The organism is Kordiimonas sediminis (assembly GCF_014656395.1).
Taxonomy (GTDB): domain Bacteria; phylum Pseudomonadota; class Alphaproteobacteria; order Sphingomonadales; family Kordiimonadaceae; genus Kordiimonas_A; species Kordiimonas_A sediminis.
Genome location: NZ_BNCI01000002.1, coordinates 904934 through 920061, shown reverse-complemented (window position 1 = coordinate 920061; position 15128 = coordinate 904934). Strand labels below are relative to the sequence as shown.

Here is a 15128-nt window from a genome sequence, read left to right as displayed (position 1 = left end):
TGCCCCTTTGTTTAAGATACAATTTCGCCGGAAAAGCGCACGAAACACTATGAATGTCAAGCATTGAGGCGAAAGAATTCATAGAAAGCGTGACGAATGACCTTTTCCTGTGTATTAGAAGCACTTATTACAGCTTTGCTGCCGTGTTTGGCAAAATAAAAATTTTGGAATGGTTTAATGCCGATTACTTCTACTGATGCCCTGAATAGCTTGTGTGAGCGTCTATCTAAAGCGGAATATGTAACAGTCGATACCGAGTTTTTACGCGACAATACATATTACTCGAAATTATGTCTTATTCAGGTGGCAGATGATGAAGGGGCCCACGCTATTGATCCTCTGGCAGAGGACATTGACCTGACTGCATTTTTTGACCTGATGAAGAATACAGGTGTTCTGAAAGTCTTTCATGCGTGCAGGCAGGATATCGAGATTTTTTATAATCTTATGGACGGTGCCCTGCCCGAGCCTATTTTCGATACTCAAATAGCCGCGATGGTTTGTGGATTTGGCGACTCGGTTGGCTATGAGACACTGGTAAACAAGATTGCACGTGCGCAATTGGATAAAACGGCACGGTACACAGACTGGTCTAAACGTCCCCTGTCAGAAGCTCAGTATAATTATGCGCTCGGTGATGTGACGCACCTTCGCAAAATCTACATGAAGCTGAAATCAGAGCTTGAGAAAACAGGACGGACAGAATGGGTTGCCGAGGAAACTAAGTACCTCCAGGACCCAACTCTTTATGTCACGGAGCCTGATGATGCCTGGAAGCGTCTGAAAGTGCGCACAAACAAGCCGCGCTTCCTTGGGCTTCTTACAAAGGTTGCAGCTTGGCGGGAAAAAGAGGCAATTCGCCGTGACCTGCCCCGAAATCGTATTGCCAAAGATGAAACAATCCTCGAGGTTTGTGCGCATCCACCAAAGGACGAAACTGGCCTTGAGCGTGTACGCGGTCTTCCTTCTGGTTTCAGCAGATCACGTGCGGGTAAATCGCTTCTTGCCGCAATTGAGGAAGGTATGGCAATTCCGGATGATGATTTGCCAAAAATTGAACGGACTAAACCACGTCCGGCTACCCCGCCAATGGCTGATCTATTGAAAGTCCTTCTGAAAATAAAAAGTCAGGAGACGAATGTTGCGCCGCGCATGATTGCCAACTCGCAAGAGCTAGAGGCACTTGCGGCTCAACCATCTGCAGACAGTAAAATCATGCAGGGCTGGCGCAAAACTATTTTTGGGGACGATGCCCAAAAGCTTATCCAGGGAACCCTTGCCCTGACAGCCAACAACGGTGACATCGAGGTCGTTGAACTGATGGACGATGAATAAGCCCCATAAGATCTGAAGGTTTGTGCCTATAGATCTTATGAGCTAGCTATATTCTTCCATGTGCGCGAGGCTGACTGATCCAACTTGAATTAATGGTTTTCTGCCAATGAGTTGAGCCAGGTTGCTAAGGCGTTTTTCTACGACTTCATTGGCAATGTCTCGTTGAGCCGTTGATATTTTCAAGATTAATTTTGATTTGGTTACAATGAGTGAACTTGCCTCCAGCGCGACCTTCGCCCCGCCCGATAAGCGCTGTGCCAATCTGATTGCTGCCCCCATCATCCGCGCTTCCTGCATATCGCCGACGGTCAATAGAGGCAGTACTTTCGCGATGAGTTGTTGATCAATGGGCGCACCGTAGACATCATTTAACGCCACTCCGATATAAGACCGGTCTGCGTGACTAACTCCGAAAAAGTTACCGTGCAGAATTGTCTCTACTGCTCGTTCAGCTCTGAAGTCAGGGTGTCCCCGCCATGCAATGTCTGCGAGGAGACAAATAGCTGTATGAAGCCTGTGTTGACGTTTGATGTTTTTAACCTTGTGGGTTTCAAATATTGGTCTTGTCCAGTCAAAAAGAAGATCTGCGTGTTCTACAAACCTGCAACGTTCCTCTGCCAATTCCCGGCAAGTATATAAAAATGGGTCCAATTTCTTCTTGGGTTTGCTTAAGTGATCAAATAAAAATCCCTCACGAAGGCCGTAGGATGACAAAATGACAGACTTTGGCTTTGTAATGGAAATCAATTCTTTCAAGATCAAAGCAGCCATTGGTAATACATCCCTCCGGCGCGCGGACAGCATTTGTCCAAACGGGAGGTCCTCGGGCCGTACACCACTAATGCGGCGGCAATAATCCGACATTTCTTTCTGGCTTGTTTCAAAGCCGTGAAGGATAGGCAAAGGTGCTGCACGTTCCCGCATCATCAGCTTTGAAATGTTTCGCCATGCACCACCCACGAGATAGAGGTTGTTGCCACCATTTTCCTGCAGCCAATCAATTGCAGAAAAAATGGACCGCAGTTCTTTTTTGAGGATTCTTGTGCTTCTTCCATGTTTGGCGGTTAACCGCAATGGACCAATAGGCAGGCTGATTTTTTCGTGAACCTGCCCTTCTGCCACACGCACCAGTTCCAGAGAGCCGCCCCCAAGGTCGCCGACAATGCCAGTGGCCGTTGGCTCGCCAGATATGACGCCGAGAGCAGAAAGTCTACCCTCTGCTTCGCCGGAAATAATTTCTATTGGCAGACCACATTCCTGCTCAACTTTCTTTTTGAAAGCTGGGCCGTTTTTTGCGTCTCGCAGCGCTGCTGTTGCAAGGGCATAGACTTCTTTAACTTCCATCTGATGACATAGTGCCTTGAAACGTTTCAGCGTAGACATAGCAAGTTTCATGGAAGCTTTGCCCATATTGCCAGTAGTGCCAACATCAGCGCCAAGACCGCAAAGTGTTTTTTCGTTGAAAATGATTTCCGGCACTCTGTGAAAGCCGGAAAAAACAACTAGGCGAACGGAGTTAGAGCCAATGTCGATTACGCCAACATAATTGTTCGGATTTTTACTCAATGACAGTTTTCCCGTGGTCATAGATTGGTGAAACTTCCTCTCCTTTCAATGCTGTACCCATTCCGGACATTGAAGGATTGGTCATGAAATAATGATGGGCACTGAAGGGAGCTATGCCTTCGGTAAGTGTAACCCGACTGTAGTTGCCGTCACAGTCCATCGTCCAGGTTTGCTGATTGTCCATTAGATTCGCGGCCATAACTTGCCCCATGATCTGATTATGGACAGTCTGGTTTTCTATAGGGACCAGCGTTTCAACGCGACGATCAAAATTGCGCGGCATCCAGTCAGCAGAAGATATAAAAATTTGTGCAGATGTTGACGGTAGTCCACTTCCGTTGCCAAAGCAGCAGATGCGGGCATGTTCTAGGAACCTGCCGACAATGGAGCGTACGCGAATGTTGGAACTTAGCCCCTTTATCCCCGGGCGCAGCGTACAAATACCGCGCACGACCAAATCTATTTGAACACCGTTTTGTGACGCTTCATACAGTTTGTCGATAATTTCAGGATCTAGAAGGGAGTTTAATTTAACCCAAATAGCAGCTGGTTTTCCTTCACGTGCGTATTGAATTTCCCGTTCAATCAGATCAATAAGGTGTGACCGCAGGTTAAACGGTGACAGCGATAGTTTTTCGACGCCTATGGGCTCTACATATCCGGTCAGATAATTGAACATGCGGTTAGCATCGCGCGACAAGGCCTTGTCGTCGGTGAAAAAGGACAAGTCTGTATATACTTTGGCCGTGATAGGGTGATAGTTTCCTGTGCCAAAGTGCATATACGTATGCAATTGCCCTTCTTCGCGGCGCACTACCATCGAAACTTTTGCATGTGTTTTCAAGTTGATGACACCGTACACTACGTGCACTCCCGCACGTTCCAGGTCCCTTGCCCATTTGATGTTCTGAGCTTCATCAAAGCGGGCTTTCAGTTCAACGACGGCGGTAACGGATTTTCCATTTTCTGCGGCTTCGATAAGTGCGCGGATGATCTGGGACTGTGACCCTGCCCTGTATAATGTTTGTTTGATAGCGACTACATCAGGATCATTTGCCGCCTGCACTAGAAACTGGTGGACAACATCGAAGGATTCGTAAGGGTGATGAACGACAAAGTCTTTGGACTTGATGGCCTTGAAAATATCACCACCAAAATCACGAACCCGTTCCGGGAAACGGGCGTTATATGGGGTGAAAATCAAATCTGGAAAATCATCCACGATAAGCTGACTTGTTTCATTAATACCAAGAATGCCGTCAACGAGGATTACTGATTCTTCATCCGCATCCATTCGCGATATGACGAGATTTCGTAGTCTTTCTGGCATGTCTACATTCATCTTCAGGCGAATGACACGGCCTTTTCTGCGCCGTTTGAGCGCACTTTCAAAGACACGAACAAGATCCTCTGCTTCTTCTTCAATTTCCATGTCACTATCGCGAATGACACGAAACACGCCGGTGCCGTTAATCGTATATCCTGGGAAAAGTTGGTTCAGGAACATCTCCAGAATACGCTCGATCGCAATAAATCGTACTTCTGATGTATCAGATTTTGGCAAACGGATGAAACGCTGCACCTGATGCGGGACAGGCAACAAAGCAACCATATCATGATTGTCAGTATTGCGTGTCAGCGACAGAACCATGGTAAAGCCCTGATTCTGGATGAAGGGGAATGGATGCGCGGGGTCAACAGCGATTGGTGTTAGTACCGGTAGAACAGATTCAAGGAAATAATTCTCTACCCAGGAAAATTCCTCAGGGGTGATTTCTTTTGGGTTCAGAAGAATGATCCCATTCTCGCGCATTTCCTTAATCAGCTCGGCCCAAATTTCCTGCTGATGCACCATCAGTTTGTCTGTGGTTTCATTGATGCGAACGAGCTGCTCGGCTGGAGACAGACCATCATCAGAGCGCACTGACACGTCCATATAGGACTGGCCCTTCAAACCGGCGACGCGCACCATGTAAAATTCATCAAGGTTATTGCCCGAAATTGACAGGAAACGCAGTCGTTCCAGTAGCGGGTGGTTAGAGTTTCTAGCCTCTTCAAGTACACGGATATTAAATTGCAACCAGCTAAGTTCACGGTTCAGGTATTTATCTGCACCGCGTAAATTGTTGATTTTTTCACGAATCTTTTCACGTGAAATCTGCGGTTTTACCTTATTCCCGTCCATGCTCTTATCCTGTTTATTAAGAGATAGTATATGACCAATTATTGATCAGCACAATCAAACAGACTTTTGTGACAATAACGTTACAGGACAGAACCTTAATAGAGTGTTAGCCCTGTTATACGTCCTGACTGGCAGAATACGCCGGTGAGGCAATATATTCGCGAACTAAAGGTATGCTTATTTTTTGCTTTTTCGCCAGGGCAATCTGGTCAAGCGCAGCTACCATTTCTTTCAGTGCCTGAAAAGAACGTTCTGTCCTAGATAGGATATAGTTAATAACTGGAAGATCAACCTGTAACTGCTTGTCTGAAAACATTTTAAACAGAACAGCAGTCAGTGTACCATCATCTGGTTCGTCCATTGTGTAGGTGGATACAGTCGCCAGTCTGGACGACAAATCTGGTAAGGATATGGTAAGATGATTCATGGGATAGCGGCTCAGGATAAGAAGAAAGCCACCTGTCTCCTTAACCCAGTTGAAAAGATGGAATAACCATGTCTCATCTAATGGTTTTTGTTCCTGTTGAAAGGGCGATAAATCAAGAAGGATGCATTCCTCTTTTGATATTTGCGAAATATCGTTGCCCATCTGAATAACCTTGCCACCTGTCCGGCTTAGCCAAACAGCAGCCAGGTGGCTCTTACCACTGGCGGCTGGGCCAACAAGCGCAGCAGCATGGCTTGGCCAGTTCGGCCATGCCATTATATTTTCGACAGCCATACGGTTGCAGTCTGCAATGAAAAAGTCAGCGAGGTCATAGCTTTCGCTATGAATTAGCTTCAGGGGAAGCTGGCTGATTTTCGGCGGCATGTTCTGCATTATTTTTCTCTGTGCCTTCTATACTGTCTGCGGCCGGAAGGCCAAAGTTACCAATTTCGTGATGTTCCAGATAGCGGTCTATAACAAACCTGACAAGAACTGCAATAGCAGCCGCCGCGGGCAGAGCCAAAAGAACACCAACAAAGCCCATTAGCTCTCCGCCTGCAAACACGGAAAATAAAACCCATACTGGATGCAGGCCGATACGTTCACCAACAAACTTGGGTGTCAAAAAGGCACTTTCAATAACCTGAACAATACCAAAAACCCCAAGAACAAGTCCCAGTTGAAGCGGGTCTGCCCCCCACTGTCCCAAGCCAATTAAGAGGGCAATGAACACCGCGAACAGCGATCCTACAAAAGGAACAAAGGCTAATACACCGGCTAGAACGCCAAGTAGCAAACCGAAATCTAGACCGACCAGTGACCAGCCAATGGCATAGAGTGTACCCATAGCAAGGCTAACCAGAACCTGGCCGCGAACGAAACCGGCAAGAACCTCGTCCACCAATTTGAGTTGTTCCCGGATAATGCCTGCATTCTTTGGGGGTAGCCAACTATTGGCCTTGGCTACCATCAAGTCCCAATCACGCAACATATAAAAGGCAACGACAGGCGAGATAATGAGAAGCGACAAAAGACTGAAGAAGGCAAGACCGCCGCGCAGTATGCTCCCGGTTGCGTCCTTGGCCCGGTCAAGCAGAGTGCCGGAATACTGGGACAGTATTTGGTCAATATCCGTTTCCAACGTCAGGTTAAAACGTTCCGCAAATGCAGTTGCTGTTTCTGTAAACCACGGCCGTATGGCAGCCAGTGCTTTAGGAATAGCGATGATTGCACCTGCGATCTGTGATTGGATTATAGGCCACATGGCCAGAAATACACCAACGATAATCAGGAAGAAAAACAGCAGAACGAGAACGGTTGCAATTGATCTTGAAACGCCTTTTTCTTCGAGCTTGTCAGCAACAGGATCAAGAAAATAGGCTACGGCCAAACCTGCGAGAAAGGGAAGCAGTATCCCTTTGGTTAAATAAAAGAATAATGCAGTTGCAGTCAATATAACTGCTGTCCATATTCGAGGTGCTGTCCAGAATGGTGTTGCCGTCATCTTAGGTAATCCCCCATTGCCTAATATTAAATAAATTTATTGGTTCGCTAGCTGGAGCATCTTGCCGTCCACAGTATTTACAAGTTCCAGTCCTGCATAGCCCAGAGCCAGTTCTAATTGACTTTCAGTCCCTTTATACTCGATTTCCAGAATGCTGACGGGGACTTTCACTGAGACAACTTGGTGTTTTGTTATCAGGGATATGCCCGCAATTCTATCCGTAAGGTTTATGAAGTCTTTCAAAGCCGGGGTCGCAATAATCAGTGTTATGCTGCCTGTGATATCTGTGTCGACTAGTAATTGTGCTTTCCAGCGTTCGTCTATGTCGTCCAGGATATTTCTATACATTTTGATAAGCGCAGTCTCTTCGCTTTCCAAAGTTACGCCAGGTACTTGAATATGGTCTTCTGTGATACCCCCTGCCCGTGTCGTACCATATTTATAAGTAAGTCTTGAGGTAACACTTTTATAGTCGCGGGTGATGCTGCTGGAGATAAGCAGAGCCGAGGGCATGTTAAAGTTTCGTAAGCGCGACGCGATAGTTCTATGATCAATGCTAGAGACCGCCTTGAAAGGAAAATTCATGCGAGCATTATGGGAACTTTCAAGAAGAATGGGTTGCCGGATTCGGTTTGACCAGTCAACGGCCGCTCGCGCTTTTTCAAGGGTGGTATCGTCCTCCCACAAGATATTTTTTACGCCGCGGGTATGGGCATGAAGTATCATCAATCGACCACCAGCTTCCAAAATATGTGGAATGTTATAGGTGTCAAGAAGTTCACTTACCAAAGCAGGTTCGAACCTTATATTCACAGTTGCCAGATATCTGCGACTGGATGTTTTTTCATCCAGAAAGTCGATACCAACCATCAACGTTTGTTTTTCACGCCGAGAAAGTGGGGGGAGTTTGTCCTTGTCACTTTGACGGATAATCTTGGAAAGCAATATGTCAAATGCTTCTGATTCTGCTTTTTCAATGGCAGCACTTCTCGCCTGAAAAGCCGAACTGGCTGTTTCGTCCAGTTGCAGGTTTCTGACGGTGAACAAGGTGTCGAGGCTGGTGTTAACAGCCTGCGCCTGTGCAATAGGTGCTATAGTAACACAGGCAAAAAGGGAAGCTGCAAGTACACTGGCCAGAAAGGATAGTTTCCGCAAAAAGTCTAAACGTAGGAAATGAAACATAAGAGCTTTCAAAATGTGCAGGGCCCGACTATAACGCCAATAAATTTTATAAGTGATTCTTTTATACAATCCCTATATGGATTAGTACATAAGACGTGTTTAAAATAGAAATATGGCATTTCTATAAGAACTTCAATGATTGTGACAGGTATCCCCGTGACCGATTCAAAATCCTATACATATAAAGATGCTGGCGTAGATATTGATGCTGGTGAAGCTCTTGTTGACCGAATTAAGCCAATGGCTGCCAGTACCAAACGCCCTGGCTCAGACGCAGACCTTGGCGGCTTTGGCGGCTTGTTCGACTTGAAAGCTGCTGGATTTAAAGACCCTATTCTGGTTGCCGCTACTGATGGTGTTGGCACCAAATTAAAAGTGGCTTTGGATGCAGATATGCACGACACGGTTGGCATAGACTTGGTTGCCATGTGCGTAAACGACTTGGTCGTTCAGGGCGCAGAGCCGCTGCTGTTTCTAGACTATATGGCGACCGGCGAGTTGAATGTTGACCAGATGGCAAGTGTTGTATCTGGCATTGCTGAGGGCTGCAGACAGTCTGGCAGTGTTTTGATCGGTGGCGAAACAGCAGAAATGCCCGGAATGTATGCTGGCAATGATTATGACCTGGCTGGCTTTAGCGTAGGTGCTGCTGAACGCGGTACAATGATTAATGGATCCACTGTTTCTTCCGGTGATGTACTGATTGGCCTGGCATCCAGCGGTATTCACTCTAATGGGTATTCACTGGTTCGTAGAATTGTAACGGATAAGGGTTACAGCTACTCAGAAACTGCGCCTTTCGATGACACTAAAACGCTTGGTGCAGCACTGCTGGCACCAACGAAAATCTACGTCAAAAGCTGCCTGAAAGCTATCCGTGCAGGCTACGTTAAAGCCCTGTCACACATCACAGGCGGTGGTTTTCTGGAAAACATGCCGCGTGTTTTGCCGCTGAATACACAGGCGGTTATCGATATATCTGCATGGGATCTGCCGCCTGTATTCAGTTGGTTGCAGAACGAAGGCAATATTGCCACCAGGGAAATGGCCCGGACTTTCAACTGCGGTATGGGTATGGTCGTTGTCGTTGCCGCAGAACATGCTGAAGCTGCCTTGGAAATTCTTCGCGCTGAAGGTGAAGATGCCCGTGTTATCGGCTCGGTGAAGACTGCTGATGGCAAACCCACCTGTTTGGTACATGGTCCCGCTGGTTCTTGGGGCTCTTCCGAGGCATGGTCTGCAGTTACTGAGATCGAAGGATAAGCAGAATCATGCGGAAGCTGAAACTCGGTGTTCTAATTTCTGGATCCGGAACTAATTTGCAGGCGTTGATTGACGCGGCGGCACAGGGTGATTATCCCGCAGAAATCAATGTTGTCATTTGTAATCGGCCGAATGCGGGTGGCATTGAACGCGCTAAAAAGGCCGGTATCCCTGTAGCGGTGATTGACCACACAGAGTATGAAATTCGCGAGAAGTTTGAAGCGGCACTGCAAGAATGCCTGATGGAACATGGTGTACAACTTGTTTGTCTTGCTGGTTTTATGCGCATTCTAAATGCTGATTTTGTAAATAAATGGCGTGACAGAATGATCAACATTCACCCAAGTTTATTGCCGGCCTATAAGGGGCTGCATACACATGCCAGGGCGCTTGAAGACGGTGTGCGTTTTGCCGGATGCACCATTCATTTTGTCAGGCCAGAGATGGATAATGGTCCCATTATAATGCAGGCAGCCATACCAATTCTGCCCGTAGATACCCCTGAAAGCCTTGCTGCCAGAACATTGACCTTTGAACATCAGATGTATCCAGCAGCCGTACGATTGATCGCGGAAGGCAAAGTAAGGGTTTCCGGGCACAAGGTCGTTATCAAGGAAGCCGATATACCGCCGGGTGGGATGATTAGTCCCGTCCCCTGATTACCCTGCATATCAATAAAAAAAGCCCCGGAAAGTTCCGGGGCTTTTCTTTTAGGTGACGGTTAGAATTAACCGACGATTTCGTTGCCTGCAAAGAACTGAGCAATTTCAATCGCTGCAGTTTCAGGAGCATCAGAACCGTGAACAGAGTTTTCACCGATTGATAGAGCAAACTCTTTACGGATTGTACCTTCTGCAGCTTCTGCTGGGTTAGTTGCACCCATAACTTCGCGGTTTTTCGCGATTGCGTCTTCGCCTTCAAGAACCTGAACAACTACTGGCTCAGACGTCATGAACTCAACCAGTTCACCGAAGAAAGGACGCTCAGAGTGAACAGCGTAGAAAGTTTCTGCCTGTGCAGTTGTCATGCGAATACGTTTCTGAGCAACGATGCGCAGACCAGCTTCTTCGAATTTAGCGTTGATAGCGCCAGTCAGGTTACGCTTAGTTGCGTCAGGCTTGATGATAGAAAATGTACGTTGAATAGCCATTTTGGACTTTCCTTTAGTATTCTGTCGCCCTCTAACACTTAGCTGGCGGGTTAATGATTCGGGCGCCTTATAACTTTATTAGCACTAAAATCCAAGCCCTTCGTTGCAGAGCGCATACCTCTATGATACTGGACTGCCATGTTACATGTTACAGACTTGGTTTATAGAATTGGTGACCGTGTTCTTCTGGACCGCGCAACCGTTGGGATTCCGGCTGGTCATAAGGTTGGTTTTGTCGGGCGAAATGGTGTTGGGAAATCAACACTGTTGAAGCTCATCCTTGGTGAGATTGCGCCTGAATCCGGTGCGGTGAAAGTTAGACCAAGTGCGCGCGTGGGCCACGTTGGTCAAGAGGCCCCAGATGGGCCGCAAAGTCTGATAGCAACGGTTTTAGAATCAAACAAAGAACTGACTGCGCTGAATAAAGAAGCAGAAACAGCGACTGATCCCCACCGAGTTTCAGAAATCCACACTCGTCTTGCTGACATAGGCGCCCATACAGCCGAGGCGAGAGCTGCCACCATTCTGTCAGGTTTGGGTTTTGATGAAGATGCACAGGCGCGCCCATGCCAAAGTTATTCAGGTGGCTGGCGTATGCGTGTTGCGCTTGCATGTGTTTTGTTTAATGAACCAGATTTGCTGCTGCTTGATGAACCTACAAACTACCTTGATCTTGAAGGGGTGATGTGGCTGGAGAATTTTCTCAAGACATACCCCTATACTGTTGTGATTGTGAGCCATGACAGGGACTTGCTGAATAAAGCGGTTAGCCATATTGTCCATCTAGAGAACGGCAAACTAAACCTATATACGGGTGGCTATGATACGTTCGAGAAAATGCGCCGTGAAAATATTGAACGGCAGATGGCGCTGAAAACACGTCAGGAGAGTGAGCGGCGCCGTATTCAGGCATTTGTGGATAGATTCCGTGCAAAGGCCAATAAGGCGAAACAAGCACAAAGTCGCGTCAAGCTTCTGGAAAAAATGAAGCCAATAGCGACAATGGTGGAGGAAGGGACTATTCCTTTTAACTTTCCAAAGCCTGACCCACTTTCGTCCCCTTTAATTGCCCTTGAGAATGTATCGGTTGGGTATGATGTTGGGCACCCTGTTCTAAAAAACCTTGATCTTCGAATTGATATGGATGACCGGATTGCACTACTTGGGGCAAATGGTAACGGTAAGTCCACATTCGCCAAGTTGCTGGCAACCAAGCTTGCACCGATGGAAGGTAAGCTAAGAAAGTCTCGTGTGCTCCGGGTTGGATATTTTGCACAGCACCAGTTGGATGAACTCTCCCCTAAGCAGTCACCGTTAGATCATTTGGTGAAGTTGATGCCTGATGCTATTGAGGCAAAAGTAAGAGCGCGTCTTGGTTCCTTTGGGTTTGGCGCTGACAAAGCGGATCGGTCAGTCGAAAGTTTGTCCGGTGGCGAAAAAGCAAGATTAATGTTTGCGCTGTCAACTTTTGAAAATCCGCATTTGCTAATTATGGATGAGCCAACAAACCATCTGGATGTAGATAGTAGAGAAGCCCTGATTCACGCCATCAATGAATATGATGGTGCAGTCCTTTTGATCAGTCACGACAGGCATCTGGTTGAAGCCTGTGTTGACAGGTTATGGATTGTGGAAAAAGGCGACGTGAAAAGGTTTGAAGGTGATCTGGAGGATTACCGGGATAAACTTTTGGCAGACCGTGCAGGTGAACGCAGGCAGGGCAAAGATAAAAAGGTAAACCATCAGAAAGTAAACAGAAAAGAACAGGCGGAAGCACGGGCAAAGCTGGCGCCGCTTAGGAAGGCTGTTTCTGATGCGGAATCCCGCGTGGAGGCGCTTGCAAAGAAACTGGCAATTGGGGAAAAAAATATGGCAAACCCCAAGCTTTATGAAGACATGTCTTCTGAAGGCGCTGCGAAGATTGCCAAATTCCAGGCCGCTATTGCAGAAGTGAAAAACGAGCTGGAGGAAGCTGAGGCTATTTGGCTGGACGCTGAGACAGCTTTGGATGAAGCCATACAGCAATCAGCAGAATAAGAGTCTGAGGGCTTGCGCAGGTTTCTCTTTAGCTCTGAGCTTTTTGGTAAACATCCCAATCTACTATTTCCATCAGAATATCGGGATTTTTCAGGTCGTTAAAACCAAGTTTTCTATAAAGAGACTGCATATCCCTTGTTGCCAGCATCAGGCGTCTTAGCCCTTGTAGGTCCGGGTGCTGCATGAGTGTTCCCACCATGAATTCAGCCAGTTTTTGCCCTCTGTGCTGCTCAAGGATGAAAACATCCCCCAGATACGCGAAGGTTGCCCGGTCTGTTGTCATACGGGCTGCTCCGATTGTTTCGTTACTTTCAGTGAGGAGCACAATTGAAATCGAGTTGTGAAAAGACTTGATTACTGTTTCTTTGGGAATGCCTTTAGACCAGTAAACGTTTGTCAAAAAAGCATGTATAATGTCAAAGTTAAAGTCCTCTAGCTGATAGCTCAACCTGTACGGCAAGACGGGGTGTGTAATTATTTCCATGAATTTTCTGTCTCTTGGAACGATACGTCAGGCCTTTTGTTCCCAGCCGCCCTGCTCTCGCTGTTGCCAGTATGACATGTCAATTTGAAGTTCTTTATAGGATTTCCAATGACTGCGGGCTTTATCTACAATGCTGTCATTGCGACCATCAAACATATATAGACAGCGCTGATATTTGGGAATGTGTTCACTGCCTACGGCATTTATTAAAACGAGAACCTCTGCATTATTGTCGTTTCCATCTTCAAGAGTTAACAGAAACTGCTGTTCCGTTGGATGAGCGCAGTTTGCAGTATCGTGTGGGAGGAAACTGGCTGCATCGTATGTCCACAATATAGTGTTCAGATTGTCCATGGTTTCCTGGTCCGGACATTTTATCAGCGCACGCAGGCCCGCCCCTTGAACACGTTCAAGAAGGCGGGGAAGTGCTTCTTCCAAAGGCTGCTTCTGCAGATGATAAAAGCGGATGTCCGCCATACTCAGTAGCCCCTGCTTTATTCTTCGTAATTATCAGCTACGAAGCGATCAAGAAGACGAACACCATATCCGGTGCCGCCTTTTTCACTCAGCGGAAGGTCTTTGTCGGACCAAACTGTACCAGCGATGTCAATATGAACCCAAGGCACATCGTTCGTGAAACGTTTCAGGAATTGCGCAGCTGTGATGGAGCCCGCACCTTTTCCGCCAATGTTTTGCATGTCTGCGATCTGGCAATTGATCTGCTTGTCATAGTTTGCATGTAGTGGCATCCGCCATGTTTTGTCGCCTGTTGCATCACCAGCAGAGAAAAGCGCGCTTGAAAGCTCGTCGCTATCGGTAAAGTGCCCTGCATATTCATGGCCCAGTGAAATGATCATCGCACCGGTTAGGGTTGCCAGATCAATCATAAACTTAGGCTTGTAACGGTCCTGGCAGTACCAAAGCGCATCAGCGAGCACCAAACGTCCTTCAGCATCGGTGTTAAGAACTTCGATTGTTTGACCGGACATGCTTGTAACTACATCACCGGGTCTTTGTGCTGTGCTGGACGGCATATTTTCCACAAGTCCGACAATGGCAACAACATTTACCTTGGCTTTCCTGGAAGCGAGCGCCTTGACAAGGCCTACTACTGTACCTGCACCGCCCATATCCCACTTCATCTGTTCCATACCTGGCCCAGGTTTTAGTGATATGCCGCCGGTGTCAAATGTAACCCCCTTACCGACAAAGGCGATAGGCTGTGCATCAGGATCAGAGGCCCCATTCCAGCGCATGATTGCTAGCTGTGACTCTCTTGCAGAACCCTGCCCGACACCTAACAGCGCCCCCATGCCGAGTTCTTCCATTTCTTTTTCGCCGAGAACTTCTACTTCTACGCCCAGACCTCCGAGATCACGGATGAGGTTCGCAAAGCTTTCAGGATAGAGGATGTTTGCGGGCTCGGTAATTAGGTCGCGGGTGAAGAAAACACCAGATGCTACAGCTTCTCGAGTTTTGAAATCATCAGCGGCATTTTTTTGGTCTGTAGCGACTTTAACGTCCTGCAGGCTAGGTTTTTTATTTTCAGGCTCTTTTGTGCGGTACTTATCGAATCTGTAGGAGCGCAGCAGAGCACCCTCTGCAATTGCAGCGGCATTTAGCTCTTCGAGATCTGCGATAATGCTGACTTCTGTACTGCCACTTGTGATTAATTTTGCAACGACGGTCGCTCCAAGTTCCAAGTGATCAATTTCCTTCAGTTCAGACAGTTCACCAGTGCCAACAAGTAGAATGCGATCAAGCTCAGTTCCAGCAGGTGCCAGTATCTCAAGTGACGAACCTTTGCCGCCATTAAAGCGGCTGTTTTTCATAGCGCGGGTCAAGCTACCATTTGTAGTTTCATCAAGAGAGGCCCCTGCCCCAGATAACACATTATCCTTGGCAACAAAGATGGCGACTGCGCCGGATTCTGGAATGCTCACTGATGCAATTGTGACTTTCATTGGGTACCCTCAATATAAAATGTTTGAAAAT

The 15128-nt window shown here is 47.2% G+C and carries 13 protein-coding genes; 4 read left to right on the top strand and 9 right to left on the bottom strand.

All coding sequences use genetic code 11. The features are described 5' to 3' along the window. Nucleotides 1-177: 177 nt before the first annotated feature. The gene (rnd, locus tag IE181_RS11785) at nt 178-1335 is read left to right on the top strand and encodes a ribonuclease D (RefSeq protein ID WP_191253196.1); all 1158 of its coding nucleotides are present in this window, start codon (nt 178-180) and stop codon (nt 1333-1335) included. A 42-nt stretch (nt 1336-1377) separates the two neighbouring features. Here rnd and IE181_RS11780 read toward each other — a convergent pair whose 3' ends face one another. From IE181_RS11780 to IE181_RS11760, 5 genes are all read right to left on the bottom strand, one after another. Further along, nucleotides 1378-2901 (bottom strand): Ppx/GppA family phosphatase, encoded by a 1524-nt coding sequence (locus tag IE181_RS11780; RefSeq protein ID WP_191253194.1) that lies wholly within the window; start codon nt 2899-2901, stop codon nt 1378-1380. After that, nucleotides 2894-5086, bottom strand: coding sequence for an RNA degradosome polyphosphate kinase (locus IE181_RS11775; protein ID WP_191253192.1), 2193 nt, complete (start codon nt 5084-5086; stop codon nt 2894-2896). Before IE181_RS11775 ends, IE181_RS11780 begins: the two co-directional genes overlap by 8 nt. A gap of 115 nt (nt 5087-5201) precedes the next feature. Next, nucleotides 5202-5906 carry an HdaA/DnaA family protein gene (locus tag IE181_RS11770; protein ID WP_191253190.1) on the bottom strand — a complete coding sequence of 235 codons (705 nt, stop codon included), beginning with the start codon at nt 5904-5906 and terminating at the stop codon, nt 5202-5204. Then, nucleotides 5854-7017, bottom strand: a complete 1164-nt coding sequence (locus IE181_RS11765; RefSeq protein ID WP_191253188.1) for an AI-2E family transporter — start codon at nt 7015-7017, stop codon at nt 5854-5856. The genes IE181_RS11770 and IE181_RS11765 overlap by 53 nt, the downstream gene beginning before the upstream one ends. Before the next feature lie 36 nt (nt 7018-7053). Beyond that, nucleotides 7054-8199 (bottom strand): hypothetical protein, encoded by a 1146-nt coding sequence (locus tag IE181_RS11760; protein WP_191253186.1) that lies wholly within the window; start codon nt 8197-8199, stop codon nt 7054-7056. A 135-nt stretch (nt 8200-8334) separates the two neighbouring features. On the opposite strand from IE181_RS11760, the gene purM reads away from it, so the two are divergent. Both purM and purN read left to right on the top strand, forming a co-directional pair. Then, a complete protein-coding gene (gene purM, locus IE181_RS11755; RefSeq protein WP_191253185.1) occupies nt 8335-9462 on the top strand; it encodes a phosphoribosylformylglycinamidine cyclo-ligase in 1128 nt (375 codons plus the stop codon). An 8-nt stretch (nt 9463-9470) separates the two neighbouring features. Continuing rightward, nucleotides 9471-10121: a phosphoribosylglycinamide formyltransferase gene (gene purN, locus IE181_RS11750; RefSeq protein ID WP_191253184.1), complete on the top strand. Its 651-nt coding sequence runs from the start codon at nt 9471-9473 to the stop codon at nt 10119-10121. Nucleotides 10122-10189: 68 nt separating this feature from the next. Here the strand turns inward: purN and ndk are convergent, their stop codons facing one another. Next, a complete protein-coding gene (gene ndk, locus IE181_RS11745; protein ID WP_191253183.1) occupies nt 10190-10612 on the bottom strand; it encodes a nucleoside-diphosphate kinase in 423 nt (140 codons plus the stop codon). A gap of 138 nt (nt 10613-10750) precedes the next feature. Here ndk and IE181_RS11740 point away from each other — a divergent pair, with 138 nt between their 5' ends. Further along, complete coding sequence (locus IE181_RS11740) at nt 10751-12649, top strand: ABC-F family ATP-binding cassette domain-containing protein (protein WP_191253182.1); 1899 nt, start codon at nt 10751-10753, stop codon at nt 12647-12649. A gap of 28 nt (nt 12650-12677) precedes the next feature. On the opposite strand, the gene IE181_RS11735 is transcribed toward IE181_RS11740, so the two are convergent. The 3 genes from IE181_RS11735 to IE181_RS11725 are packed head-to-tail and all read right to left on the bottom strand — an operon-like array spanning nt 12678 to nt 15097. Beyond that, entirely contained in the window at nt 12678-13133 is a 456-nt protein-coding gene (locus IE181_RS11735) for a GNAT family N-acetyltransferase (RefSeq protein ID WP_191253181.1), read from the bottom strand. Between the two features lie 27 nt (nt 13134-13160). Continuing rightward, nucleotides 13161-13610, bottom strand: a complete 450-nt coding sequence (locus tag IE181_RS11730) for a DNA polymerase III subunit chi (RefSeq protein ID WP_191253179.1) — start codon at nt 13608-13610, stop codon at nt 13161-13163. A 17-nt stretch (nt 13611-13627) separates the two neighbouring features. Next, complete coding sequence (locus IE181_RS11725; protein WP_191253177.1) at nt 13628-15097, bottom strand: leucyl aminopeptidase; 1470 nt, start codon at nt 15095-15097, stop codon at nt 13628-13630. Between the last annotated feature and the right edge of the window lie 31 nt (nt 15098-15128).

Coding starts and splice junctions, on each gene's coding strand:
- rnd (WP_191253196.1), top strand. CDS start 178: ATGCCGATTACTTCTACTGATGCCCTGAATAGCTTGTGTGAGCGTCTA.
- IE181_RS11775 (WP_191253192.1), bottom strand. CDS start 5,086: ATGGACGGGAATAAGGTAAAACCGCAGATTTCACGTGAAAAGATTCGT.
- IE181_RS11770 (WP_191253190.1), bottom strand. CDS start 5,906: ATGCAGAACATGCCGCCGAAAATCAGCCAGCTTCCCCTGAAGCTAATT.
- IE181_RS11765 (WP_191253188.1), bottom strand. CDS start 7,017: ATGACGGCAACACCATTCTGGACAGCACCTCGAATATGGACAGCAGTT.
- IE181_RS11760 (WP_191253186.1), bottom strand. CDS start 8,199: ATGTTTCATTTCCTACGTTTAGACTTTTTGCGGAAACTATCCTTTCTG.
- purM (WP_191253185.1), top strand. CDS start 8,335: ATGATTGTGACAGGTATCCCCGTGACCGATTCAAAATCCTATACATAT.
- purN (WP_191253184.1), top strand. CDS start 9,471: ATGCGGAAGCTGAAACTCGGTGTTCTAATTTCTGGATCCGGAACTAAT.
- ndk (WP_191253183.1), bottom strand. CDS start 10,612: ATGGCTATTCAACGTACATTTTCTATCATCAAGCCTGACGCAACTAAG.
- IE181_RS11740 (WP_191253182.1), top strand. CDS start 10,751: ATGTTACATGTTACAGACTTGGTTTATAGAATTGGTGACCGTGTTCTT.
- IE181_RS11735 (WP_191253181.1), bottom strand. CDS start 13,133: ATGGAAATAATTACACACCCCGTCTTGCCGTACAGGTTGAGCTATCAG.
- IE181_RS11730 (WP_191253179.1), bottom strand. CDS start 13,610: ATGGCGGACATCCGCTTTTATCATCTGCAGAAGCAGCCTTTGGAAGAA.
- IE181_RS11725 (WP_191253177.1), bottom strand. CDS start 15,097: ATGAAAGTCACAATTGCATCAGTGAGCATTCCAGAATCCGGCGCAGTC.